Source organism: Kineococcus rhizosphaerae (genome assembly GCF_003002055.1).
In the GTDB taxonomy this organism is placed as follows: Bacteria; Actinomycetota; Actinomycetes; order Actinomycetales; family Kineococcaceae; genus Kineococcus; species Kineococcus rhizosphaerae.
In genome coordinates, this window is sequence record NZ_PVZF01000015.1 from 1 (window position 1) to 22,227 (window position 22,227).

The following is a 22,227-nucleotide window of genomic DNA, read 5'->3' on the forward strand; positions in this document are numbered from 1 at the left end:
TTGGGGTCCAGCGGGGGCCGGCCACCCTTGGGCGAGGCCAGGGTGATCGTGGCCCCGGCGTCCTTCAACCGGTAGTAGGGCGCGGCGAGTTCCTCGAGCCAGAACCCGGTCTTGCGGCCGGTGTCGCCGAGTTCGTCGTGGGAGGTGAGGACGATGAGGACGTTCACGGTGGGCTCCTGCGGTGAACTGCGGACCTGGCGGTCCGGTGACCGCTGCGGTCACGGGAACGATGCTAGACGACCGGTCTATTTAGGGCGAACCGGAGGTGGGTGACCTGCGTCACCCCGGCCACCTCGGCCGGTCCGGGCACGGGCGATCCCACCCTGCCGGCCCGGCTGTCCGCGGCCGAGGTACCCGCCCTGGTGGTCTGGGCCGCCAGCGACCGCATCGTCAACCCCGGCTGAGGCCGGGCACCTGCCGCACCTGGAGGCCCACGAGGCCACGTGGGCCGTCGTCGACCCCTTCCTGGACCGCCCCCGCTCGGGCACGCGCTGACGTGACGGGATCGAGCTAGGAGGTCCGACCGGTGAGCGCCGGCCGGGCCCGAAGGACGACCGCCAGGCTCAGCGTCGCCGCGCCGGCCCCGGCGACCAGGACGAGGGGGGCCGCCCAGAGGTGGCTGAGGGCGGGGAGCAGGACGGGGGCGGCGAACCCCAGGTAGGTCAGGGCGTAGAAGACGCCGGTGACCGTCGCCGCGTCCCGCGGCGCGGCGATCGAGTTCACGACCCCGAGCCCGCCGGCGAGCAGGAACCCGTAGGCGCTGCCGAGCACCACCGCGCTGACCCCCAGGAGCACGAGGGAGGAGGCGGCGACGGTCACCGCGGCCGTGAGCATCCCGACCACCACCGCCCCGAGGCCCAGCCGCAGGGGCAGGGACGGGGAGCGCCGGGCCAGGCGCTGAGCGGTCGGCTGGACCAGGACGCCGGTCCCGAGGGTGAGCGCCGCCACCACACCGCTGCCGAGGGGACCGAACCGGCCCAGCGGCACGAGCACCGGCAGACCGGCCAGGGAGGTCGTGGCCGCCCCGAAGACCCACGGGGCGCTCGGCAGCACCAGGGACGAGAACGCCCGGCCGCGCACCGACCGCCACGCCGTCGACGCGGGGGCCTGCGACGACGCGGCGCCGGGCGTCCGCGACGACGTCTCGGTCCGCACCTCCGGCGTCGCCCGGACCAGGCCCAGGGCGACCAGGACCAAGACCACCTGCAGCGCGTAGGCGACCGGGCGCAACGACGTCGAGACCTGCACGACCGCTCCGGACACCAACGGCCCCAGGGCGAACCCGGCGGTGAGAGCGGTCCCGGCGCGCAGCGCGCCCCGGGCCGTCCCGCCGGACCGGCCGGACGGGGAACCGGTCCGGGACAGTTCTCCGACCCAGGCGGTGGCGGGCGCGAAGGCGGCCCCCGCACTGAGGCCGATGACCACCCGGCCCACGAGCAGGGCGGCGAAGTGGTCCCCGCCCAGGGCGAGCACGCCCGTCCCCAGCACCGACAGCAGCAGGGCCCCCAGGAGCACGACGCGCCGGCCCAGCCGGTCGGCGACCCGGGCCATGACCAGGACCGCCGGGACGAGCCCGAGGGCGTAGCCGCCGAACAGCCCGGTCACCTGGACCGGGGACAGCGCCCCGCGGTAGGTCTGCAGCAGCGCGGCGAACGCGTTCGCCCCGAAGGCGACGGCGAAGGCGGCCGCCGCCGGTCGCCACCAGAGGCCGACGGCGGGCGGGAGGGATCCCCGCGTGCGGGACGGACGGTGGGTGGTGGTGGGCATGGCGTCACCGTATGGTTGAATAGACCGGTCGTCTAGTCAAGACGACCGGTCTAGTCACTGGTACCCTCGTTCCATGGCCACCACTCTCGCCACCACCGACGGCCGCACCGCCACGGACTCCCGCACCAGCACCCGGACGACCCTGCTCGACGCCGCCCAGCGCACCTTCGCGCACAAGGGCTTCTCGGGCGTCGGCATCAACGAGGTGCTCGCCGGCGCCGGGGTCCCCAAGGGGTCGTTCTACCACTACTTCTCCTCCAAGGACGCGTTCGGCGAAGCCGTCCTGGAGCACTACTACGCGCAGTACCTGGCCGACATGGACGTCGTGCTGAGCCGGCCGGACACGACCTGGGCCCAGCGGACCCTCGACTACTTCGAGAGCTGGCGGCTGACCCAGAGCCTGGACGACTGCCAGGGCCGCTGCCTGGCGGTGAAGCTCGGCGCCGAGGTCGCGGACATGTCCGAGGCCATGCGCGAACGCCTGAAGGCCGGCACTACGGGCATCGTCAACCGCCTGGAGTCCGCGCTGCGCGGCGGCCTCGAGGACGGCACGGTCACGCTGCAGGACGAACCCCGCGCCGTGGCCCAGTCCCTGTACGAACTGTGGATGGGCGCCAGCGTCCTGGCCAAGGTGTACCGGAACCTGTCGTCCATGGACAACGCGATGGCGACCACCCGGCGCCTGATCGGCGCGTGAGACCACCCGCTCACCGGTGACGCCTCACCGGTGACGTCGGCCCGGATCCCCGCCGGGGCCCCGCCGTGCGCTGCCCCGGGAACTCGCGAGGAGTTCTCCCGCGGTCCGTCCACGTGTCACGGTCGGCGGCTGGAACTGGGCGACGATTCGGACCTCAGGCTCCGGTGCGCCCGTACCGCACTGCCCCGCAACGACATCGCGAACGACGGAATCCTGACGGTATCGGCTGCTCACGCCGGGGAGGACGTCCGGGAGGTGGACTAGACGAGCGGTCTAATACTCGCTACGGTGGCACCATGACGACGAGAACAGCGAGGACGAAGGCCGGGACCCGGCAACGCGTCCTCGACGTCGCCGAGGACCTCATCGCTCGCAAGGGCTGGTCCGCCGCAGGTGTCAACGAGGTGCTGACCGCGGCCGGTGTACCGACCGGCTCCTTCTACCACCACTTCGGCTCCAAGGACGCCTTCGGTCGGGCGGTGCTGGAGAACTACTTCAGCGCCTACCTGGCCACGATGGACGAGATCGCCGCAACCCCCGGCACCCCGGCCGCGCAGCGGTTGATGCGCTTCTGGCAGCAGTTCCACGACAAGCAGACGATCGACGACTGCCAGGGCCGCTGCCTGGTCGTCAAGCTCGCCGCCGAGGTCTCGGACCTGTCCGAGACCCTGCGGGCGACGCTGGACGAGGGGACCACGGGCATCATCGCCCGGGTGGAGCAGATGCTCCGCGCCGGCGAGGTCGACGGTTCCCTGCAGCTGGACGACGACCCCGCGCAGCTGGCGACCTGGCTGTACGGGTCGTGGCTCGGGGCGAGCCTGCTCGCCAAGACGAGCCGCGACCGGCGTGCCCTGGACACGGCGATGACCACCACCCGACGTCTCCTGGGCGTCTGACCCGGGCACGGGCCCCACCCGGAGCCCGCCCTCTCGTGGCGCACTCCGCGCCACCTCGTGCGACGGCCTCGGCGGCGCACCCTTGTCCCCACCTATAGACGACCAGTCTACTTTTCACATCACGAAGGAGCTCCCGTGAACGACGGACCGAACGACACCACCGACCTGTTCTTCCGCGACGCCACCGACCTGGCCCACCTCATCCGCACCGGGCAGACCACCTCGGCGCAGGTCGTCCAGGCCCACCTGGACCGCATCGCCGCCCTCGACCCGGCGATCAACGCGATCGTCACCCTCAACGAGCACGCCCTGGACGAAGCCCGCGCCGCCGACGCCGCCCTGCGACGGGCCCGGGCGACCGGCGGTGGACCCGGCCCGGAGATCGGCCCCCTGCACGGGGTCCCGTTCACCGTCAAGGACTCCATCGACACCGCCGGGGTCCTCACCCAGCGCGGTTCGCCGATCTTCGCCGGACGCACCCCGCAGACCGACGCCACCGCCGTGGCCCGCATGAAGGCCGCCGGCGCGATCCTGCTCGCCAAGACGAACCTGCCGGAGTTCTCCTACTCCACCGAGTCCGACAACCTGCTCAGCGGCCGCACCAACAACCCGTGGAACCTCGAGCGCACCCCCGGCGGTTCCAGCGGCGGGGAGTCCGCGGCGATCGCGGCGGGCATGAGCCCGATCGGCCTGGGCACCGACCTGGCCATCTCGGTGCGCGGCCCGGCCGCCCAGACCGGCATCGTCGCCCTCAAGCCCACCCACGGACGCGTCCCCATGACCGGGGTGTGGCCGCGCGTCCCGCGCCGCGACTGGCACGTGGGCCCGATGGCCCGCACCGTCCGCGACTTGGCCCTGGCCTACTCGATCCTCGAAGGACCCGACGGCTCCGACGGGTTCGCCACCACCCCCCGCGGCGTCGACACCGGCGTGGGCCCGGCCCCGCAGCGGCGGCTGCGGGTGGGCTGGTTCACCGACTCCGGGCTCGGGCCGGTCGACCCGCAGGTCGCCCGGACCGTCCAGCGGGCCGCCGAGGCCCTGCGCGGGGCCGGGGTGGACGTCGAGGAGGTGACGATCCCGGCCCTGCAGGAGAACAACCCCCTGGCGCTGTTCAACGCCCAGCACGTCATGGAACTCAAACCCGCCATGGCCGAGGCGACCGCCGGGCACGAGGACGAGATGTTCACCATGTCCACGACCATGCTGTCGATCCCCGACACCTCGATGGCCGACTACCTCGCCGCCGAGCAGGGGTTCGAGCGCATCCGCGACGGCTACGCCGAGTTCTTCTCCCGCTTCGACGCCCTGCTGCTGCCGGTGCTGCCCACCTTCGCCCACGAGCACGGCGCCGGCGAACTCACGATCGACGGGCAGGTCGTGGACGCCACTCACGTCCAGACCTTCACCGTCCAGTTCAACATCACCGGCATGCCCGCCCTGTCGATGCGGTTCGGGACCAGCACCGACGGCCTGCCCATCGGGGTCCAGGTCGCCGGCCCCTGGCACGCGGAGTCCACCGTCCTGCACGTCGCGTCGGTGCTGGAGTCGCTCAGCCCCGTGAAGGACCAGCACCCCGACCTGTGAAGGCCTGGAGTCGCAGGAGGTTTCGACGTCACCGCCTCGACGGGGGCGACCCGACCAGTTCCGTCGGGTCGCCCCGACCGCGGGTTCTCGGGGCAGCTCCATCGTGCGGACGGTTCTTTCCCGGCAGTCTCGAGGGACCGGTTCCGCTCCCGCGAGCCGGCTCCCCCACCGAGAGGCCCTGACGTGTCGTCCACCCGACGCCCCCGCACCCTGACCGCCGCACTGGTGACGGCCGCCGCCCTGGGCGCGGTGGTGGCCTGCGGCTCCCCCGGGGTCGCCGCCCCCGACCGGGTGCCGGTGGCCTCCTCGTCCAGCGCACCGGCTCCGGTGGACCCGACCGGGACCACGGCGATGGGGACCCAGCGCACGATCACCCGCGACGGCCACGACGTGGCCTTCTACGTGACGGCCGGTTCGGGGGCCGTGATCGTGCTGGACGCCGGCGGCGGCGAGGACGCCTCGTACTGGAACGCGCTCGTCCCGGTGCTGGCCCAGCAGACCGGAGCCACCGTCGTCACCTACGACCGGACCGGTTCCGGCCGCAGCAGCGACGTGCCCGGCGCCTTCAGCGCGGCGGCCGCCGCCGACGACCTGGCCGCCGGCCTGCAGGGTCTGGGCCTGGTCCGGGAACCGGTCGTCCTGGTGTCGCACTCCCTGGCCGGGGAGGTGGCGACGTACCTGGTCGACGACCACCCCGGCCTGGTCCAGGGTGCGGTCCTCGTCGACGCGAACGTCCCCCAGTTCTTCACCCCGCAGGAGACGGCGCGACTGGTCGCCGCCACCGACGAGCAGGCGGCGCAGGTGCGGGCCGCGCCGCAGACGCGGCAGACCCGTCAGGCGCTGGCCGTGGCCGACGGTTTCGGGCCCGCCCACACCGCCTACCACGCCCTGACCTGGCCGAGCGACCTGCCGGTCGCCGTCATCGTCTCCGAGCGGACGCCGATGCCGGCGGGGTCCCCCGACGCGGAGGCCTGGCGCGCCGCCCAGCAGCACTTCGCCGACGCCGCCCCGGACCGGACGCTGGTCACCGCCCGGGACAGCAGCCACGACGTGGCCCTCGACCGGCCCGACGTCGTCGAGCAGCAGATCGGTGACGTTCTCGCGCAGGTCCGCTCGCAGGTTCGCTGACCATGGACCAGGACCGCGGGCCGGGCCCCGTCAGAGCCAGCCGCGCCGGCGCAGCAAGGCGAACAACCCGCCGGCCAGGACGACGATGGTGAGCGTGCTGGTGACGAACCCCGCGTGGTGGGAGAACCCCGGGTAGGGGACGTTCTGGCCGTAGAACCCGGTGACCGCGGTGGGCACGGCGATGATCGCCGCCCAGCCGGCCAGCTTCTTGGTCACCTCGTTCAGCTGGTAGCTCTGCTCGTTGCGGTGCGAGTCGATGATGGCGAGGGCGTGCTCGCGCAGCGCCTCGCAGGACTCCGCGGCCCGCTGCTCGTGGTCCTGGACGTCGTGGACGTAGGGGAGCATCGCCGCGCTGGTCCGCCGGTCCTCCGTGCGCAGGTACCGGTCGAGGACCTCCCGCATGGGGACGGTCACGTGGCGCAGACCGGCGATGCTCTTGCGCAGCTCGAACCCGCGCCGCCGCACGTCGAGCGTCGGGCGGGGCTCGAACAGCTGGTCCTCGAGCTGCTCCAGCGCGTCGTCGAGGTGCTGGACGGCGCGCAGGTGGCCGTCGACGACGAGGTCGAGCAACCCGTGCACGAGGAAGGGGACACCGTGCACGGCCAGGTCGGCGGCCAGGTCCCAGCGGCCGACGAGGGTGTCCACGTCGAACGCGTCGTCCTTGCGGACCGTGATGAGCGCACGTCCGGTGATGAACGCGCTGATCTCGCTGGTGCTCAGCTCCGAGGTGCCGTCGTCCAGGGTCACCGCGTAGGTGTTGAGGAACCGGTAGGTGGGGTAGTGGTCCAGCTTGGGGCGCTGGTGGTCCTGGACGGCGTCCTCGACGGCCAGGGGGTGCAGACCGAACTCCTGCACGAGGATCTGCAGGTCGTCGGCGTCGGGGTCGCGCAGGTCCAGCCACACGGTGGTGGCCTCGTCCTCGGCGAGCAGCTCGCTGATCCGCTCGGCCGGGAAACCCTCCTGGACCACCTGCCCGTGGCGGTAGGCCCGGGTGCGGGTGGGGCAGCGCGGGGGCTGGGCGCGGGTGACCGTCGGTGCGTTCGGGCCGGGCGCATCGGGTTCTCCCGGAGCCGGGGTGTCCGGGGCGCGATCGGGGAGGCTCGTCACCCCGGTAGCGTGCCAGCAGTCCCGGCCGTCGGCGCCCCGGGGCGCGTGGGCCGGGGCACCGTCCACGGCGCACCTCGCAGGGACCACCGAGGTGGTTCCCGGGACGTACCCACCGATCTCCCGGACCGGCGACGGTCCCCGCCGGTCCCGGGCGCGAGGCTCCGCGATCCCTCCACGGGACCCGCGCCTCGCCGACCGCGCGTCGGCCCGGCGAGGTCCTACCGTGATCCGGTGAGCGAGTTCCAGGACGCTCCTGCCGCGCCGGTCCCGGCCTGGAGGCGACCGACCCGGGGTGAGCGCCGGTGGCCGGTGCAGGTCACGGTGGTCGCCCTCGTCGCCCTGCAGCTGCGGCTGCCCGCCCACCTGGCCCTGGGCAGCCGCTGGGCGCTGCCCGCGGTGGAGGCCGCGCTGATGGTGGCGCTCACGGTGGCGAACCCGGTCCGGATGGATCGCGCCAGCTCGTGGTTCCGTCGCACCAGCCTGCTCCTGGTTGCCGTCGCGAGCGTGGCCAACGGGGCCAGCGCGGTGCTGCTCGTCGACCACCTCGTGCGCGGGCGCGCCACGCGCAGTCCCGGCGGTCTCCTGTTCGAGGGGGCCGCCGTCTACCTGACGAACGTGGTGACGTTCGCCCTCTGGTACTGGGAACTCGACCGCGGCGGGCCGCTGTCCCGCAAGGAGGGCCGGGACACCGACGTCGACTTTCTGTTCCCGCAGATGGCGTCCCCGGACGTCGCCCCGGCGGACTGGGAACCGACCTTCCCGGACTACCTCTACCTCAGCTTCACGAACTCCACCGCGTTCAGCCCCACCGACACGATGCCCTGGACGCGCTGGGCGAAGATGCTGATGCTCGCCCAGAGCGCGACGGCGCTGTGCATCGCCGCGCTCGTCATCGCCCGCGCCGTGAACATCCTGCCGTGAGGTCCCCCGCGGCTGGCCCCGGCGACGCGGTGACCCGTCAACGGTCGTGGTGGACCTGGTCCGGACCCGGATCCCGGGCCCGCGACCGGTGCAGCTCGAGGCCGACGGGCACCAGGGAGACCAGCACCACGACGGCGACGATCGGCAGCAGGTAGTGGTCCACGTTCGGGACGTGCCGGCCCAGGAAGTACCCGGCCAAGGTGATCCCCGCCGCCCAGACGGCTCCCCCGATCCCCTGCCACGCGGCGAAACGGGCGGCGGGAACCCCGACAGCACCGGCGAGGGGGTTCATGAGGGTGCGGACCACGGGGATGAAACGGGCCAGCACGACGGCGCGCCCGTGCCCGTAGCGGTCCAGGAGTTCACCGGCGCGCTTCAGCCCGGCGGCTCGTCGAGGGTGCCCGGGGGTGTCCAGGAGGCGCGGCCCGAGGCTGCGGCCGATGAGGTAGCCGACCTCGGCGCCGGTCAACGCCCCGGCGACGGCGGCGAGCACCAGGGGTACCAAGGCGATGTGGGTCGCCGCCGTGGCGCTGGTCGCGGCGAGCAGGCCGGCGGTGAACAGCAGCGAGTCCCCGGGCAGGAAGAAGCCGATCAGCAGGCCGGTCTCGGCGAACAGGATGACGAAGACGCCCAGGACGCCGAAGGTGTTCAGCAGGTGCGAGGGGTTGAGCAGGGTCGACATCACGAACCTCGGGGGACAGCCGTGCTCGGGGCACGGCGGCGGGCGGTGCAGGACCTCACCACGTGCTCGCCTCAGGCGTCGTGGCCGCGCAACACCGGTCGGTCGACGCGGCTGCGGGTGAGGTGGACGACGATGGCGGCGATGACCACCAGGAACAGCAGGCTGGTCCCGGTGGTGCCCAGCCCCAGGCCACCGTCGCTGCGGTCCTGGGACAGCAGGTCACCCAGGGAAGCCCCCAGTGGGCGGGTGAGGACGTACGCGGCCCAGAAGGTGCCCACCGCGTTGGCCCTGAACCCGTAGCGGGCCAGGGCGACCACGGCGATGGCCAGGGCGAACAGGCCCACCGAGGCGAGGTAGCCCAGGCCGACCTGCTCGGCGATCAGGTCACCGGCGGCGGTACCCAGGGCGAAGGTGAAGAGGATGGCCGCCCAGTAGAAGCCTTCCCGGGAGCCGGTGTCGACGGCGTGGATCGACAAGGTGCCCTCACGGCGGCGCCAGACGGTGAACGTCACGGCCAGCAGCACGGCGAACACGGCCGTGGACACCGGCAGCGGAACGCCCAGGTTGTCGCTGAGGTTGTCGGTGAGCAGGGTTCCGACGACGCTGATGAGCACGACGGTGAGCCAGTACAGCGGTGGGCGGTAGGTGCGGCTGCGGAACTGGGCCGCGAGCACCACGACGAGCAGGACGGTCATGGCGATGCTGGTGGCGCTCAGCCCCAGCCCGAGGGTGTCGTTGAGGAAGTCGGCGAAGGTCTCACCGACCGTGGTGGCCAGGACCTTGACGATCCAGAACCAGACGGTCACCTCGGGAACCTTGTTGCCGACGGTGCGCAGCGTCATGCGCGGTGAGTTCGCGGTCATGGCCCCACGGTGACCGAACGGAGCTGAAGCTCTCCTGAGGACGTCACCGCCGCCGTCACCGGGAGCGCGGCGGCACGCGGCGAACCCGCCAGGTGGGGACGGGTTCCTCAGCACGGCTTCAGCCCCGAGGGCGCAGGCTCGTCCTCGTGGAGCCGACGGCGTTCGACCCGGGGCACTCCGACCGCTCGGGGGTGCAGGACGCCTCGGCGCCGTCCGCACCGGAACCGCCCCGCCGGCACCTGCGGCGACGGCTGGTCGCGGGTGTCCTGGCGGTGGCGGTGGTCGTTCCAGGCGTGTCGTTCGGCCGGGCGATGCTCGCCCCGGGGGCGGCACCGACGTCGGTGCGCGCAGTCGAGTGGGTCCGCGAGCACGGTGGCGCGGGCCTGGTCGACGCGGCCGAGAACTGGTGGTACTCCCGTCACGTGCCCGCCGGCACCGCACCGCACACGGGTCCCGCCGCCGCTGCCGCGCCCAGCGCCGCTCCTGCCGTGCACGAGGTGACCGGGCCACCGGCGGTGGCCCCGCTCACCGGAACGGTCGCGGCGGACGGTGAGGGCACCTGGACCGCAGGACGCGCGGACGCCGCCGGCAGGCCGGCGATCTTCACCACCTGGTTCCGCCCCGACGCCGACCACCCGCAGGTCATCGCCGGTGCGGCGTGGATCCGCGCCGGCAGCTACGACGCCCACCTCGTGGCCGGCACCCGTCAACCCGGCGGAGCACCCTGGCCCGGTGGGGCGCAGGTCGATCCCCGAGACGCCGCTCAGCTGCTGGCCACCTTCAACGCCGGTTTCAAGTTCCAGGACACCCCAGGTGGTTTCCTCCTCGACGGCCGATCCTCACGCCCACTGGCCCCGGACCTGGCGACGGCGGTCGTGGACGGTGACGGCCGATTGCTCGTGGGCGCTCTCGGCACCGAGGTCCAGATCACCCCGCACACCGAGGCCGCCCGGCAGAACCTGCACCTGATCGTCGACGCAGGCGTGCCGGCGGCCGGACTCGCCGACGACCACGCCGGGCTGTGGGGGACCTCGCGCAACCAGGGCCAGTACACCTGGCGCTCGGGCCTGGGCGTGGACGCGCGCGGTGACGTCGTCTACGTCGGGGGGAACGGGATGGACCTGGTCCACCTCGCCGACGCTCTGGTGCGTGCGGGTGCGGTGCGGGCCATGGAACTCGACATGCACCGGGGGATGGTGAGCTTCTCCAGCTGGCGGGCGGCGCCCGGCTCCAGCAGCGTCACACCCACGAAGCTGCTGCCGGACATGCCGCGGGAAGCCGACCGGTACGTCGCGCCGGACCAGCGCGACTTCTTCTACCTGACGGTACGCCGCCCCTGACCGGAACCGCTCGCAACTCCCGTGGTGGCTGCGGTCAGCGGGGTGCAACCACCCGCTCCAGCAGCACCGCGACCTCGACGTGCGCGGTGTGGGGGAACATGTCGAGCACCCGGCCCCGCACGGGCCGCAGCGACGGCATCGCCTCGAGGTCCTTGGCGAGCGTGACGGGGTTGCAGCTGGAGTAGACGACGTGCCGCACGCCGGAGGTCTCCAGCCAGCCGGCCAGGTCCGGCCCGATCCCCCGCCGCGGCGGGTTCACCACCACCAGGTCGGGGACCTCGGTGGACTCCAGCGCGAACCGGGTCGCGTCGCCGGCGGCGAACTCCACGTCGGGCAGGTCGCGGGCGGCGTGCCGGGCGCTCTCGACGGCCTCGGCGCTGACCTCGATGCCGACGACGCGGCGGCCCGGCGCCGCGCAGTGCAGGGCGAAACCCCCGACCCCGCAGTACAGGTCCCACACGCTGGCCGGGCCGATCTCGTCGACCCACCGCGCGACCTGCGCGTACAGCTCCTGGGCGACGCGGGTGTTCGTCTGGAAGAAGCTCTGCGGGCGCAGGTCCAGGGCGATGCCGCCCAGCGGCATCGCCAGCGTGGTGCGCTCGGTGAGGGGGATGTCGACGTCGCCCTCGACGACGGCCTTGTGCTCGGGCAGCAGGTTGGCCGTGACGACCACGAGGCGGGGCAGGTTCGCGAGCAGGGCGGGCAGGTGCTCGCGGATCCGCGCGACGGGACCGTCGGTGCGCAGCACGAAGCGGACCATGAGCTCCCCGGTGGGCGACTCGGTCACGAGCACGTGCTTGAGCTCCCCGCGCCGGCGCGGGACGTCGTAGGGCGCGATGCCGGCGCGGGTCACGAAGCGGGCCAGCACGGGCAGCACCTCGCGGATGCCCGGGGCGATCACCCCGCACCCGCGCAGGTCCACCCCCCGCCCCTCAGCGTCGAGGATCCCGAACGTCGGGGCCGCGGCCGTGCCGCCCACGACCATCTTGGCCTTGTTGCGGTACCCCTCCTGCGGGCTGCGGACGCTGGGCAGCCACTGCAGGCCGGTGTGCGCCGACAGCAGTTCGGCGCAGCGCTCCTCCTTGTCCCGCACCTGGTCGGCGTAGGGGACCTCGATGAGCGTGCACGACCGGCACGCGTGGGCGTCGAAGTAGGAGCACTGCATGGCACCCCCATCCTCCCAGAGGTCGAGCCTCACAGGTCCCGCGCGCAGCAGACCGACTGCTCCTGGCCCGCGTACGGGCCGAAGTTGTCGATCCGCGCGTAGCCCTCGCGCAGGTAGAAGCGCAGGGCCTCCGGCTGCAGCGTGCCGGTCTCCAGCAGCAGCCGGCGCACCCCCAGCGCCCGGGCCTCCTGCTCGATCGCCCGCAGCACGACGGTGGCGACGCCGCTGCCGCGACGCTCGGGGACGACGTACATGCGCTTGACCTCGGCGCGTCCGGGCGTCAGCGGCCGCAGGCCCCCGCACGCCACCGGGCGGCCGGCCTCGTCGCGGGCGACGAGGAAGACCGGGACGTCGGCGGCGCTCGGCGCGACGCCCGGTTCGTGGTCGTCGCTGCCGTAGCGCGCGTCGAGCTCGGCCCGCTGGGCGGAGCGCAGGGCCGTCCCGTCGGGCTCGTCCCAGGCCTCGCGCCGCACGGTGAACCGCTGTTCCATCACGCCTGTTACGGTAACAGCCGTTACGGAGAGGAGGCCGGGATGCCCCGCACCCGCGACGTCGCCGCCCAGCGCGACCTGCTGTCCACCGCCGTCTGGACGGTGCTGGCCGAGGACGGCCTGCCGGGCCTGACGCTGCGCGCCGTCGCCGACCGCGCCGGCTGCACCACGGGTTTGGTGCTGCACACCTTCGCCGACAAGCGGGCCCTGCTGCGGCACGCGCGCGAACTCCTGCACGCCCGCACCGGCGCGCGCGCCGACGCCCTCGAACGCGCCGGCTCCGACCCCCTCGCCACGCTGCGCGCCGTCCTGCACGGCGCGCTGTCCCTCACCGACGCCGGCAGCGAGGAGGGCAGGGTCTGGGTCGGGTTCCTGGCCGCCGCCGTCACCGACCCGGAACTGCGCGCCGTGCACGTCAGCCACAACCGCGCCTTCGTCGACCGCGTCGCCCGGCTCGTCGGCAGGTGCCGCCCGGAGTTGTCCGCGGCCCGGAGGACCCAGCGGGCCGTCGCGCTCGTCGCCCAGGTCGAGGGCCTGAACGCCCTGGCCTCCGCCGACCCGCAGACCTACTCCCCGCACCGCCAGCGCACCGCCGTCGACGGGCTGCTCGACGCCCTACGCTGACCGGTGTGGACATGAAGCTGGAACTCGTTCCGCTGCCGGTGGCCGACGTCGACCGCGCCAAGGCCTTCTACGTCGACCGGCTGGGCTTCCACGCCGACGTCGACGTGCGGCCCGCCGAGGGCGTCCGCGTCGTGCAGCTGACCCCACCCGGTTCCGGGTGCTCCATCGGCTTCGGGACGGGACTGGACGTGTACGGCGCCGCGCCCGGGTCGGTGCGGGGGCTGCACCTCGTCGTCGAGGACATCGAGGCCGCCCGCGCCGAGCTCGTGGCGCACGGGGTCGACGTGTCCCCGGTCGTCGACGTGGGGGGCGGGGTCCTGTACGCCGGGTTCGCCGACCCGGACGGCAACACCCTCACCCTGCAGCAGATGCCCTGGCGCACGGGCGACGCCTTCTGAGGCGGACGTGCTCCGGGGCGGCACCGCAAACCGGTTGCCTGCCCCGCCCCGGCGGGGGTTCGCTGGAGCCGGTGAGCCTGCCCCCGCGCCCCGAACGCCTCGACGTCCGCCCCGACCTGGTGCGCCGCCTGGTGGCCGAGCAGTTCCCGCAGTGGGCGCACCTGCCCGTCGACCCCGTCGACCGGCCCGGCTGGGACAACCGCACCTTCCGGCTGGGCCCGGCCATGACCGTCCGCATGCCCAGCGCCGCCGGGTACGCCGAGGCCGTCGCGAAGGAGCAGCGGTGGCTACCCGTGCTGGCCCCGCAGCTCCCGCTGCCCGTCCCCGTCCCGCTCGGCCACGGGGTGCCCGACCGGGACTACCCGTTCCCGTGGTCGGTCTACGGGTGGCTCGACGGGCGCACGGCCTTCGAGGAGGCACCGGCCGACCCCGTGCGGTTCGCCGCCGACGTCGCCCGGTTCCTCGTGGCCCTGGGCCGCGTCGACCCGGCCGGCGGCCCGCAGCCCGGGCAGCACAACTGGTTCCGCGGCGGCCCGCTGACGACCTACGACGCGCAGACCCGGCAGGCGCTGCGCGACCTGGCCGGGCGGGTCGACGTGGCCGCGGCGCGCAGCGTCTGGGAGGAGGCCCTGGCCGCCTCCTGGGACGGCGTCGACCGCTGGTTCCACGGCGACGTCGCCCCGGGCAACCTGCTGCTCAGCGGCGGGGAGCTGTCCGCCGTCATCGACTTCGGGACCTGCGGCGTCGGCGACCCGTCGTGCGACCTCGCGATCGCGTGGACGACGTTCACCGGCGCCGCCCGCGAGACGTTCCGCGCCGAGCTCGGCGTCGACGACGCGACGTGGGCGCGCGGACGGGGCTGGGCGCTGTGGAAGGCGCTCATCACGATCGACGAGAGCGAGCACGTCGTGGAGGAGATCCTGCGGACCCGCTGAGCCGGCCCCGCCTGCCCACGTGCGGTCGATCGGGTAGAACCGGCGGCATGGACCACGATCTGGGAGACGTCCGCCGGCTCGTCGCGGACACGTGCAGGGCCCTCAGCCGCGACGGTCTGGTCGTCGGCACCGCGGGCAACGTCTCGGCCCGGGTCGGCGACCTCGTCGTCGTCTCCCCCAGCGGTGTCGACTACGCGACCATGACGGGCGCCGACGTCGGGGTCCACACCCTCGACGGCGCCCCCGTCGACGCCCCGCTGGCCCCCTCCAGCGAACTGCCCCTGCACCTGGCGGTGTACCGGGGTTCGGCGCACACCGCCGTCGTCCACACGCACGCCCCCGCGTCCACGGCGCTGTCGACGGTCGTCGACGAGGTGCCCGCCTCGCACTACTACACGGCCCTGTTCGGCGGCGGGATCCGCGTCGCCCCCTACGCGACGTTCGGTTCCGACGAGCTCGCCGCCGGGGTCGCCGACGCGCTGCGGGACCGGACGGCGGCGCTCATGGGCAACCACGGCGCGGTCGTCGTGGGCGCGGACCTGACGAAGGTCCTCGCGCAGGTCCCCTACCTGGAGTACGTGTGCGACGTGCAGCTGCGCGCGCTGGCCACGGGACGGCCCGTGAAGACGCTGCCGGCCGACGAGATCACCCGGGTCGCCGGGCTCCTCGCCGGGTACGGTCAGACGCCCAGGCGCTGACGCAGTTCCGGCAGGACGTCCTGCAGGGGGGCGTCGAGGCGGATCGTGGCCTTGGCGTCCCCGCGGGTCGGGCCCGCGGTCACGATCGCGACGGGTTTGCCGGTCTTCGCGGCGTGCAGCACGAACCGGTACCCCGACATGACCGCCAGCGAGGACCCCAGGACCAGCAGGGAGTTCCCCGCGTCGAGCAGCTCGAACGAGCGCTCGACCCGTTCCTTGGGGACGTTCTCCCCGAAGAACACGACGTCGGCCTTGAGCGCGTCCTCGCCGCAGCGCCGGCACGGCACCGTGCGGAAACCCTCCAGCTGGGCGTCGGTGAGGTCGGCGTCGCCGTCGGGGTTCAGGGCGTTCAGCTCCTCGACCCGCGCGTCGAACGCGGGGTTCGCCTCCCGCAGCCGGACCGCGAGCTCGGCGCGGGAGGTCACCTCCCCGCAGTTCAGGCAGACGACGCGGTCGAGGTCGCCGTGCAGCTCGACGACCTCCCGCGTCCCGGCGGCGAGGTCGAGGCCGTCGACGTTCTGGGTGATCGTGCCCGTCACGAACCCCGCGCGCTCCAGGGCGGCGACCGCGCGGTGGGCCTCGTTGGGTTCGGCGCGCCGGAAGTGCTCCCAGCCGACGTGGCTGCGGCCCCAGTACCGGCGGCGGTTCTCGGCCGAACCGGTGAACTCCTGGTAGGTCATGGGCGTGTGGCGGGTCAGGGACCCGTTGGGCCCGCGGTAGTCGGGGATCCCGGACCCCGTCGACATCCCGGCCCCCTCGAGGACGACGACCCCGCGCGCGCGCACCAGCTCCGTGAGTTCCTCGATCACGCCCCCATGCTGCCTGCCTCGGTTCGCCCCCGCAGGCCCAAGAGCGCCAGCACCGCCGCGCACACCGCGAGCGCCACCACGACCCCCACGACGACGGTCCAGCCGCCGGCCCCGAAGGCGAACCCCGCGAGCCAGCCCACGACGCTGGACCCGGCGTAGTAGGCGAACGTGTAGAGGGCGGAGGCCTGGGCGCGGACCCGGGGCCGGGCGCGGGCGCCGACCCAGCCGCTGGCGACGGAGTGGGCGGCGAAGAACCCGGCGGTGAGCAGCACGAGCCCGGCGACGACCACGACGATGCTCTGGGCGAGGGTCAGCAGGCAGCCGGTGGCGAACACGGCGAGGGCGCCGAGCAGGACCCGCAGGCGCCCGCGCGCGGCGAGCCGGCCCGCGACCGAGGAGCTGAGGGTCCCGGCGAGGTAGACGACGAACAGCAGCCCGACGACGGCCTGGGACAGCGAGAACGGCGGTTCGACGAGCCGGAACCCGAGGTAGTTGTAGACGGTGACGAAGGCGCCCATGAGCAGCAGGGCCTGGGCGTAGAGGGCCAGCAGACCGGGGTCGGCCAGGGCCTGCCGGACCCGGCTGCGCAGCCCCTCGCCGGCGGTGGGGCCGGTGGTGCTGCGGTGCCGGACGAACCCCCGGGACCGGGGCACGAGGGCGCAGAACACGACGGTGGCGACGAGGCCGACGACGGCGGGGGCTGCGACGCCCCAGCGCCAGCCGGCGACATCGGCGACGGCGGAGGACACGATGCGGCCGGTGAGCCCGCCCAGGGAGTTGCCGGAGATGTAGGCGCCGGCGGCGAGGGCGACCTCGCGGGCGTGGACCTCCTCGGCGAGGTAGGCCATGGCGATGGCGGGCAGCCCACCGAGGGCGGCGCCCTGCAGCGCCCGCAGCGCGAGCAGCGGTGCCAGCGACGTCGCGAGGGGGACGACGAGGCCGAGCAGGGTCGCGAGGACGACGGAGGTGACCATGACGGGGACGCGGCCGAGGCGGTCGGCCAGGGCGCTCCAGCCGACGACGGAGACGGCGAGCGCGCCGGTGGCGGCGGAGACGCCGAGGGCCGAGGCGGAGGCGCCCACGTGCAGGCCGGACGCCATCGCGGGCAGGACGGCCTGGACGGAGTACAGCTGCGCGAAGGTGGCCAGGCCCGCGGCGAAGAGGGCGACGACGAGGCGGCGGTAGCCGGGGGTCCCGCGTTCGTGGCCGAGCCACGGGGTGTCGGGGCCGGCTCCGGGGCGTGCGTCGAGGCTCACGGTTCGACCGTAGGAACCGGCGACCGATGCGTCCAATGCCTGGTTCGTCGCGAACTCATGCACACTTCGGGGGTGGAGGATCCGATCTCGGTGCTGGCCGGGCCGTTGCAGGTGCTGGCGGCGGTGGGGGAGCACGAGCACGTGACCCGGGCCGCGCAGGAGCTGGGCCTGCAGCAGCCGACCGTGAGCCGCACGCTGGCGCGCGTCCAGCGGGCGGTGGGGGTCCCGCTGCTCGTGCCCCACGGCCGCGGGGTGCGCCTGACCCCGGCGGGGCGGGCCCTGACGGAGTCGGCGGCGCGGGCGCTGGCCGAGCTGGAGCGCGGGGTGCGGACGGTGCAGGAGGACGACGCGGTCGGCACCGGCCGGGTCGCGCTGGGTTTCCTGCACACGCTGGGGGCGGCGGCGGTCCCGGCCCTGGTGCGGGTGTTCCGCGCCGACCACCCGGGGGTGCGCTTCCAGCTGCACCAGGGCGCGGCCGGGGCGGTGCTGGAGCAACTGGTGGCGGGCGAGGTGGACCTCGTCCTGACGTCGCCGGTGCCGCGCCGGGAGGGCCTGCTGACCGACGCGCTCGTGGAGCAGCCCCTCGTCGTGGCGCTGCCGGCCGACCACCGGCTCGCGACGCCCGGACCGCTGGAGCTGTCGGCCGTGGCCGCCGAGGAGTTCGTGCTGTTCGAACCCGGGTACGGGTTGCGGGAACTGGCCGACGCGTCGTTCGCGCGGGCCGGGATCGTCCCGCGGGTGGCGTTCGAGGGCCAGGACGCGCACACGATCCGGGGGCTGGTCGCGGCGGGCCTGGGGCTGGCGGTGCTGCCCTCGGCCCAGCGCGGGACGTCGGAGGTCTTCGCGGGGGTGGTCGAACGGCCGCTGGCCGGGCCCTCCTCGACGCGCACGCTGGGGCTGGTGCGCCGCGACGAACCGCTGCCCCGGGTGGCGGCCGCGTTCCGCGACCTCGTGCTGGCCCGGGGGGAACTGCTGCTGCGTTAACGGTACCCGGCGCGTGTCAGTGACTGCAGATCGATGGCGAGGGAGCCTCCGAGAGCGGCGGGGCAGATCCGCCGAGCCGGTTCGTCCGGCACAGGAGCTCTGCGGCGTTGGGCCGCCTGGAGCAGACCCGGTCAAGGTTCCACAACGCCCCGCCGATCGAAGCAGCGTGACCATCGCTCCTGAAACCCTGACCTCGACGTCGTCCCTCGACCCCGTGCTCCTGCGGCTGGTGCAGGCCGCTGAGCGTGGCGAGGAGTGCCCCCCGCTCGTCCTGATCGCTGGGGGGTGGCTCATCCAGGGCTCTCCCGTGAGCACCGAGGCCTTCTACGACGTCACCTATCGCGTGAACTACAACGAGCTCGCCGGGTCGCCCGAAGCTCGTCGACTTCGCGGCCGCCCCGAGGAGAAGGAGAGGATCCTCGAGGACGCGACGCGGAAGCAGCTCGCCCCGTTGGGCGAGCCGATCGGTCTGGGAGGGGCCGTGATCAACCTGCTCCGCGCGAGTGCTTACCCACCCGGCGCTCCGGCGGTCAACACCGGCGCGATGCGAGTGCCACTGGCTGCTGTCGCCAGCTGGTGGGCCACCGGTTTCTCCACCGACAAGCAGCAGACGAGCAGCAGCGTGGGCTTCGGTTTCTCGTTCTGAGCGGCGCGGGGAGCTCCGATAGAGCCAGCCTCCGTCAGGAACTAACGGTCCCCGCCCTCCTTGCGGCGCGACTGCGCCACGGCGATCACCCCGCCCGCGGCGGCGCCGAACGCCGCCCACGCCCACGCGTCCTGGCCGCGGGCGAGCAGGACGCAGCCGACCACGACGCAGACGAGCAGGACGAGGTACTGGACGAGGCGCCGGCGGCTGCCGCGGGTGGGTTCGCTCACGGCCCCGATCCTCGCAGTCCCGGCGGGGCTCAGCGGCCGCCGGCGACGTCGAGGGTCGCGCCCGTGACGAAGCTCGCGGCGTCGGACAGCAACCAGACGACGGCCTCGGCGACCTCGTCGGGTTCGCCCGCGCGCCCCATCGGGATCGTCTTCTGCAGCCGTTCGACCCGGCCGGGTTCCCCCGAGCTGGCGTGGATGTCGGTGCGGATCAGGCCGGGCCGCACCCCGGCGACGCGGATGCCGTCGGCGGCGACCTCCTGGGCCAGACCGACGGTGAGGGTGTCGACGGCGGCCTTGGAGGCGGCGTAGTCGACGTACTCGCCCGGGCTGCCGGAGACGGCGGCGCGGGAGGAGACGTTCACGATCGTGCCGCCCCCCGACGCCCGCAGGTGCTTGACGGCCTCGCGGGCGCACAGGAACGCCCCGACGACGTTGACGTCGAGGATCCGGCGGATGCGGTCGACCTCGAGGTCGGCGACGGAGGACTGCGGGCCGGTGATGCCGGCGTTGTTGACCAGGCCGGTGACGGGGCCCAGCTCGGCGGCGGCGTGGAACAGGCGCCGGACGTCGGACTCGACGGACACGTCGGCCTGCACGGCCAGGCAGGCGCTGCCCAGGTCGTGCGCGGTGGCGGCGACGACGTCGGCCGCCTCCCGGCGCGTGGCGTAGCTGAAGCAGGTCCGGACCCCGCGGGCCGCGAGCGCCTGCACGACCGCCGCCCCGATGCCGCGACTACCGCCGGTGACCACCACGGTTCCGTTCACCCACGCACCGTAGCGAACCCTCAGTCCGTGAAGACCTCCGCGGTCCAGAGGTGGAGGAGCGCGTAGCCGCGCCACGGCCGCCACGCCTCGGCCCGGGCCGCGGCCTCGCGCGCGGTGATCCGGCCCAGCGCGCGGCGCAGGACGAGGTCGGAGGGCAGGAAGGCGTCGGAGTCGCCGAACACCCGCAGGGACACGTAGTCGACGGTCCACGGGCCGATGCCGGGCAGGGCGAGGAGCTCGGCCCGGGCCGCCGCCGGGTCGGCGGTCTCGAGGTCGAGGCCGTCGGCGAACGCGCTCGCCAGGGCGTGCAGGGTGCGGGCCCGGGCCCCCGTCACCCCCGTCACGGCGCGCAGCGCGTCGGGGCCGGCCGCGGCCAGGGCGGCGGGCTCGGGGAACGCGCGCAGGGCGCCCACCGGGGTGCCGTGGGCGGCGACGAGGCGGCCCGCGAACGTGCGGGCCGCGGCCAGGGACACCTGCTGGCCCAGCACGGTGAGCAGGGCCGTCTCGGACCCCGAGACGGCCCGCGGCACCCGCAGGCCCGGGTTCGCGGCGACCAGCGGCGCGAGCAGCGGGTCGCCGGACAGGTGCCGCTCGGCGGCAACGTGGTCGCCGTCGAGGTCGAGCCAGCGCCGGACCAGGGCGGGGTCGACGTCCCCCTCGCCGTCCACCTCGACGACCACCACGTCGCAGCGGTCGGCCGTGCCCAGGTCGACGCTCGCCTCGACGAGACCACCGGCCCGGCCGGGGAACACCCTGCGGTGCACGCCGTCGACGTGGGTCTCGGCGCCCGGGACGGCGTGGGCGGCCAGCCACCGGCGCAGCGGTTCGGCGGGCAGCCCGCCGGGGACGTCGAGCTTCACGGCAGCTCCGGGGTGAAGACGGGCGGACCCGTGGGGGCGAGGTCGGGGTCGTCGTCGCGGAACGTGCGGATCCGCCCGACGGGGGTGTGCGGGCCCTCGAAGCGGACCGTGACGCGGCCGGCCCCCGAGCCCTGGACCCAGCCGGGGCCGAACTCCCCGTGCGTCACGTCCTGGCCCGGGCGCCAGGCCGCGCCCGCGGACGGTCCGTACGGCTGGGGGGACTCCAGGGTCTCGTCCTCCCCCTCCTGACCGGCCTCGGCGAGGTCGTGGAGGTCGTCGGCCCCGTCGGCCCGCTCCGGTTCGAGCTCGGCCAGCAGGTCGGTCTGGCTGAACTCGCTCAGCCCCGACACCCCGACCCCCAGCAGCCGGACCCCGTCGGCGACGTCGATCGCGGCGAGCAGCTCGGTGGCGTGCTGGGTGATCTCCTTCGCCGAGCTCGTCGCGTGCAGCAGCGTCCGCGACCGGTTCAGGGTGGAGAAGTCGTAGCGCCGCACCTTGATCGTCACCGTCCGCCCCGACAGGCCCGAGGCCCCCAGCCGGGCGGCGACGCGGTCGGCCATGCGCCGCAACCGCTCCCCCAGGTCGCGTCGGTCGGTCAGGTCGACCGCGAACGTCTCCTCGGCCGACACCGACTTCGCCTCGCGCTCGGCGACCACCGGTCGCGGGTCGACCCCCCGCGCGTACGCCAGCAGCGCCGTCCCGTGGGCCTTGCCGAGCATCCGGACGAGTTCGCGCTCGTCGGCCGCCGCGAGGTCGCCGATGGTCTTGACCCCCGAGCGGATCAGCCGGTCGCCCGTCACCGCCCCCACGCCCGGGATCTTGCGGACGCTCATGGGCGCCAGCAGCGCCTCCTGCTCCGCCGGCGGCACCACGACGAGCGCGTCGGGTTTGCGCAGGTCCGAGGCGATCTTGGCGACGAGCTTGGTCGCCGCGACCCCCACCGAGACCGTCAGGCCCGTCCGGGCGCGCACGTCGGCGCGGAACCGCTCGGCGATCCGCGTGACCTGCTCGACGTCGAGGTCGTCGCGGGTCGCCGACAGGTCCACGAACGCCTCGTCCAGCGACAGCGGTTCCACGAGCGGCGACAGCTCGTGCGCGAGGTCCATCACCTGGTGCGAGACGACCCGGTAGGCCTCGAACCGGCCCGCGAGGTACGCCGCGTTCGGGCACAACCGGCGCGCGCGGGCCGTGGGCATGGCCGAGCCGATCCCGAAGACGCGGGCCTCGTAGCTGGCGGTGGCCACCACCCCCCGGCCGGCGGTGCCGCCCACGACGACGGGCTTGCCGCGCAGCGACGGTTTGTCCCGCTGCTCGACGGCCGCGAAGAAGGCGTCGAGGTCCAGGTGCATGACACCCGGGACGGTGCGGTCGCTCACGCCGAG

Annotated in this window: 25 protein-coding genes and 1 pseudogene; 13 read left to right on the forward strand and 13 right to left on the reverse strand. The window is 74.2% G+C overall.

Annotation, left to right across the window (positions count from 1 at the left end):
- A pseudogene (locus CLV37_RS29085) lies at positions 1 to 167 on the reverse strand (type 1 glutamine amidotransferase domain-containing protein); the annotation flags it as partial.
- Positions 168 to 269: 102 nt separating this feature from the next.
- Here CLV37_RS29085 and CLV37_RS28910 point away from each other — a divergent pair.
- Positions 270 to 404 (forward strand): hypothetical protein, encoded by a 135-nt coding sequence (locus CLV37_RS28910; protein WP_281260555.1) that lies wholly within the window; start codon positions 270 to 272, stop codon positions 402 to 404.
- Positions 405 to 510: 106 nt separating this feature from the next.
- Here CLV37_RS28910 and CLV37_RS22940 read toward each other — a convergent pair whose 3' ends face one another.
- On the reverse strand, positions 511 to 1,767 hold the full coding sequence (locus CLV37_RS22940) for an MFS transporter (protein WP_106214901.1): 1,257 nt from the start codon (positions 1,765 to 1,767) through the stop codon (positions 511 to 513).
- A 73-nt stretch (positions 1,768 to 1,840) separates the two neighbouring features.
- On the opposite strand from CLV37_RS22940, the gene CLV37_RS22945 reads away from it, so the two are divergent.
- The 4 genes from CLV37_RS22945 (at position 1,841) to CLV37_RS22960 (ending at position 6,072) form a co-directional block, all read left to right on the forward strand.
- The gene (locus tag CLV37_RS22945; protein ID WP_106214903.1) at positions 1,841 to 2,464 is read left to right on the forward strand and encodes a TetR/AcrR family transcriptional regulator; all 624 of its coding nucleotides are present in this window, start codon (positions 1,841 to 1,843) and stop codon (positions 2,462 to 2,464) included.
- Positions 2,465 to 2,760: 296 nt separating this feature from the next.
- Entirely contained in the window at positions 2,761 to 3,360 is a 600-nt protein-coding gene (locus CLV37_RS22950; protein WP_106214905.1) for a TetR/AcrR family transcriptional regulator, read from the forward strand.
- A gap of 135 nt (positions 3,361 to 3,495) precedes the next feature.
- A complete protein-coding gene (locus tag CLV37_RS22955) occupies positions 3,496 to 4,944 on the forward strand; it encodes an amidase (RefSeq protein ID WP_106214907.1) in 1,449 nt (482 codons plus the stop codon).
- 183 nt (positions 4,945 to 5,127) lie between these two features.
- Positions 5,128 to 6,072 (forward strand): alpha/beta fold hydrolase, encoded by a 945-nt coding sequence (locus tag CLV37_RS22960; protein ID WP_106214909.1) that lies wholly within the window; start codon positions 5,128 to 5,130, stop codon positions 6,070 to 6,072.
- A 30-nt stretch (positions 6,073 to 6,102) separates the two neighbouring features.
- On the opposite strand, the gene CLV37_RS22965 is transcribed toward CLV37_RS22960, so the two are convergent.
- The gene (locus CLV37_RS22965; protein ID WP_106215128.1) at positions 6,103 to 7,179 is read right to left on the reverse strand and encodes a magnesium transporter CorA family protein; all 1,077 of its coding nucleotides are present in this window, start codon (positions 7,177 to 7,179) and stop codon (positions 6,103 to 6,105) included.
- Between the two features lie 231 nt (positions 7,180 to 7,410).
- Between CLV37_RS22965 and CLV37_RS22970 the strand changes: the two genes are divergently transcribed.
- A complete protein-coding gene (locus CLV37_RS22970) occupies positions 7,411 to 8,100 on the forward strand; it encodes a DUF1345 domain-containing protein (protein WP_106214911.1) in 690 nt (229 codons plus the stop codon).
- 37 nt (positions 8,101 to 8,137) lie between these two features.
- Here the strand turns inward: CLV37_RS22970 and CLV37_RS22975 are convergent, their stop codons facing one another.
- Both CLV37_RS22975 and CLV37_RS22980 read right to left on the reverse strand, forming a co-directional pair.
- The gene (locus tag CLV37_RS22975) at positions 8,138 to 8,782 is read right to left on the reverse strand and encodes a DedA family protein (protein WP_106214913.1); all 645 of its coding nucleotides are present in this window, start codon (positions 8,780 to 8,782) and stop codon (positions 8,138 to 8,140) included.
- A gap of 71 nt (positions 8,783 to 8,853) precedes the next feature.
- Positions 8,854 to 9,645 carry a COG4705 family protein gene (locus tag CLV37_RS22980; protein ID WP_106214915.1) on the reverse strand — a complete coding sequence of 264 codons (792 nt, stop codon included), beginning with the start codon at positions 9,643 to 9,645 and terminating at the stop codon, positions 8,854 to 8,856.
- Between the two features lie 146 nt (positions 9,646 to 9,791).
- Between CLV37_RS22980 and CLV37_RS22985 the strand changes: the two genes are divergently transcribed.
- Positions 9,792 to 10,985 (forward strand): hypothetical protein, encoded by a 1,194-nt coding sequence (locus CLV37_RS22985; RefSeq protein WP_106214917.1) that lies wholly within the window; start codon positions 9,792 to 9,794, stop codon positions 10,983 to 10,985.
- Between the two features lie 34 nt (positions 10,986 to 11,019).
- Here the strand turns inward: CLV37_RS22985 and rlmC are convergent, their stop codons facing one another.
- Positions 11,020 to 12,150 (reverse strand): 23S rRNA (uracil(747)-C(5))-methyltransferase RlmC, encoded by a 1,131-nt coding sequence (gene rlmC / locus CLV37_RS22990; protein WP_106214919.1) that lies wholly within the window; start codon positions 12,148 to 12,150, stop codon positions 11,020 to 11,022.
- Between the two features lie 29 nt (positions 12,151 to 12,179).
- A complete protein-coding gene (locus CLV37_RS22995) occupies positions 12,180 to 12,641 on the reverse strand; it encodes a GNAT family N-acetyltransferase (RefSeq protein WP_106215130.1) in 462 nt (153 codons plus the stop codon).
- 42 nt (positions 12,642 to 12,683) lie between these two features.
- Between CLV37_RS22995 and CLV37_RS23000 the strand changes: the two genes are divergently transcribed.
- The 4 genes from CLV37_RS23000 (at position 12,684) to CLV37_RS23015 (ending at position 15,296) form a co-directional block, all read left to right on the forward strand.
- Positions 12,684 to 13,265 (forward strand): TetR/AcrR family transcriptional regulator, encoded by a 582-nt coding sequence (locus CLV37_RS23000; protein WP_106214921.1) that lies wholly within the window; start codon positions 12,684 to 12,686, stop codon positions 13,263 to 13,265.
- Positions 13,266 to 13,276: 11 nt separating this feature from the next.
- On the forward strand, positions 13,277 to 13,663 hold the full coding sequence (locus CLV37_RS23005) for a VOC family protein (RefSeq protein ID WP_245885765.1): 387 nt from the start codon (positions 13,277 to 13,279) through the stop codon (positions 13,661 to 13,663).
- A 71-nt stretch (positions 13,664 to 13,734) separates the two neighbouring features.
- The gene (locus tag CLV37_RS23010) at positions 13,735 to 14,598 is read left to right on the forward strand and encodes an aminoglycoside phosphotransferase family protein (protein WP_245885717.1); all 864 of its coding nucleotides are present in this window, start codon (positions 13,735 to 13,737) and stop codon (positions 14,596 to 14,598) included.
- A 47-nt stretch (positions 14,599 to 14,645) separates the two neighbouring features.
- Positions 14,646 to 15,296 (forward strand): class II aldolase/adducin family protein, encoded by a 651-nt coding sequence (locus CLV37_RS23015; RefSeq protein ID WP_106214925.1) that lies wholly within the window; start codon positions 14,646 to 14,648, stop codon positions 15,294 to 15,296.
- Here the strand turns inward: CLV37_RS23015 and CLV37_RS23020 are convergent.
- Together CLV37_RS23020 and CLV37_RS23025 are read right to left on the reverse strand one after the other, a co-directional pair.
- Positions 15,278 to 16,105, reverse strand: a complete 828-nt coding sequence (locus CLV37_RS23020) for an NAD-dependent protein deacetylase (protein ID WP_245885719.1) — start codon at positions 16,103 to 16,105, stop codon at positions 15,278 to 15,280. The two genes, CLV37_RS23015 and CLV37_RS23020, sit on opposite strands and share 19 nt — an antisense overlap.
- On the reverse strand, positions 16,102 to 17,361 hold the full coding sequence (locus CLV37_RS23025) for an MFS transporter (RefSeq protein WP_106214927.1): 1,260 nt from the start codon (positions 17,359 to 17,361) through the stop codon (positions 16,102 to 16,104). Before CLV37_RS23025 ends, CLV37_RS23020 begins: the two co-directional genes overlap by 4 nt.
- A gap of 72 nt (positions 17,362 to 17,433) precedes the next feature.
- Here CLV37_RS23025 and CLV37_RS23030 point away from each other — a divergent pair, with 72 nt between their 5' ends.
- Entirely contained in the window at positions 17,434 to 18,345 is a 912-nt protein-coding gene (locus CLV37_RS23030) for a LysR family transcriptional regulator (protein ID WP_211298876.1), read from the forward strand.
- Between the two features lie 166 nt (positions 18,346 to 18,511).
- Positions 18,512 to 18,991, forward strand: a complete 480-nt coding sequence (locus CLV37_RS23035) for a hypothetical protein (RefSeq protein ID WP_106214931.1) — start codon at positions 18,512 to 18,514, stop codon at positions 18,989 to 18,991.
- A gap of 41 nt (positions 18,992 to 19,032) precedes the next feature.
- Here CLV37_RS23035 and CLV37_RS23040 read toward each other — a convergent pair whose 3' ends face one another.
- Genes CLV37_RS23040 through CLV37_RS23055 form a run of 4 tightly spaced genes read right to left on the reverse strand, consistent with a single transcriptional unit; the run spans position 19,033 to position 22,221 of the window.
- Positions 19,033 to 19,221 (reverse strand): hypothetical protein, encoded by a 189-nt coding sequence (locus CLV37_RS23040; protein WP_106214933.1) that lies wholly within the window; start codon positions 19,219 to 19,221, stop codon positions 19,033 to 19,035.
- 29 nt (positions 19,222 to 19,250) lie between these two features.
- Entirely contained in the window at positions 19,251 to 19,985 is a 735-nt protein-coding gene (locus CLV37_RS23045; RefSeq protein ID WP_106214936.1) for an SDR family oxidoreductase, read from the reverse strand.
- 20 nt (positions 19,986 to 20,005) lie between these two features.
- On the reverse strand, positions 20,006 to 20,845 hold the full coding sequence (locus CLV37_RS23050) for a DNA-3-methyladenine glycosylase 2 (RefSeq protein WP_106214938.1): 840 nt from the start codon (positions 20,843 to 20,845) through the stop codon (positions 20,006 to 20,008).
- The gene (locus tag CLV37_RS23055; RefSeq protein ID WP_245885722.1) at positions 20,842 to 22,221 is read right to left on the reverse strand and encodes a DNA polymerase IV; all 1,380 of its coding nucleotides are present in this window, start codon (positions 22,219 to 22,221) and stop codon (positions 20,842 to 20,844) included. The genes CLV37_RS23050 and CLV37_RS23055 overlap by 4 nt, the downstream gene beginning before the upstream one ends.
- Positions 22,222 to 22,227 lie beyond the last annotated feature (6 nt).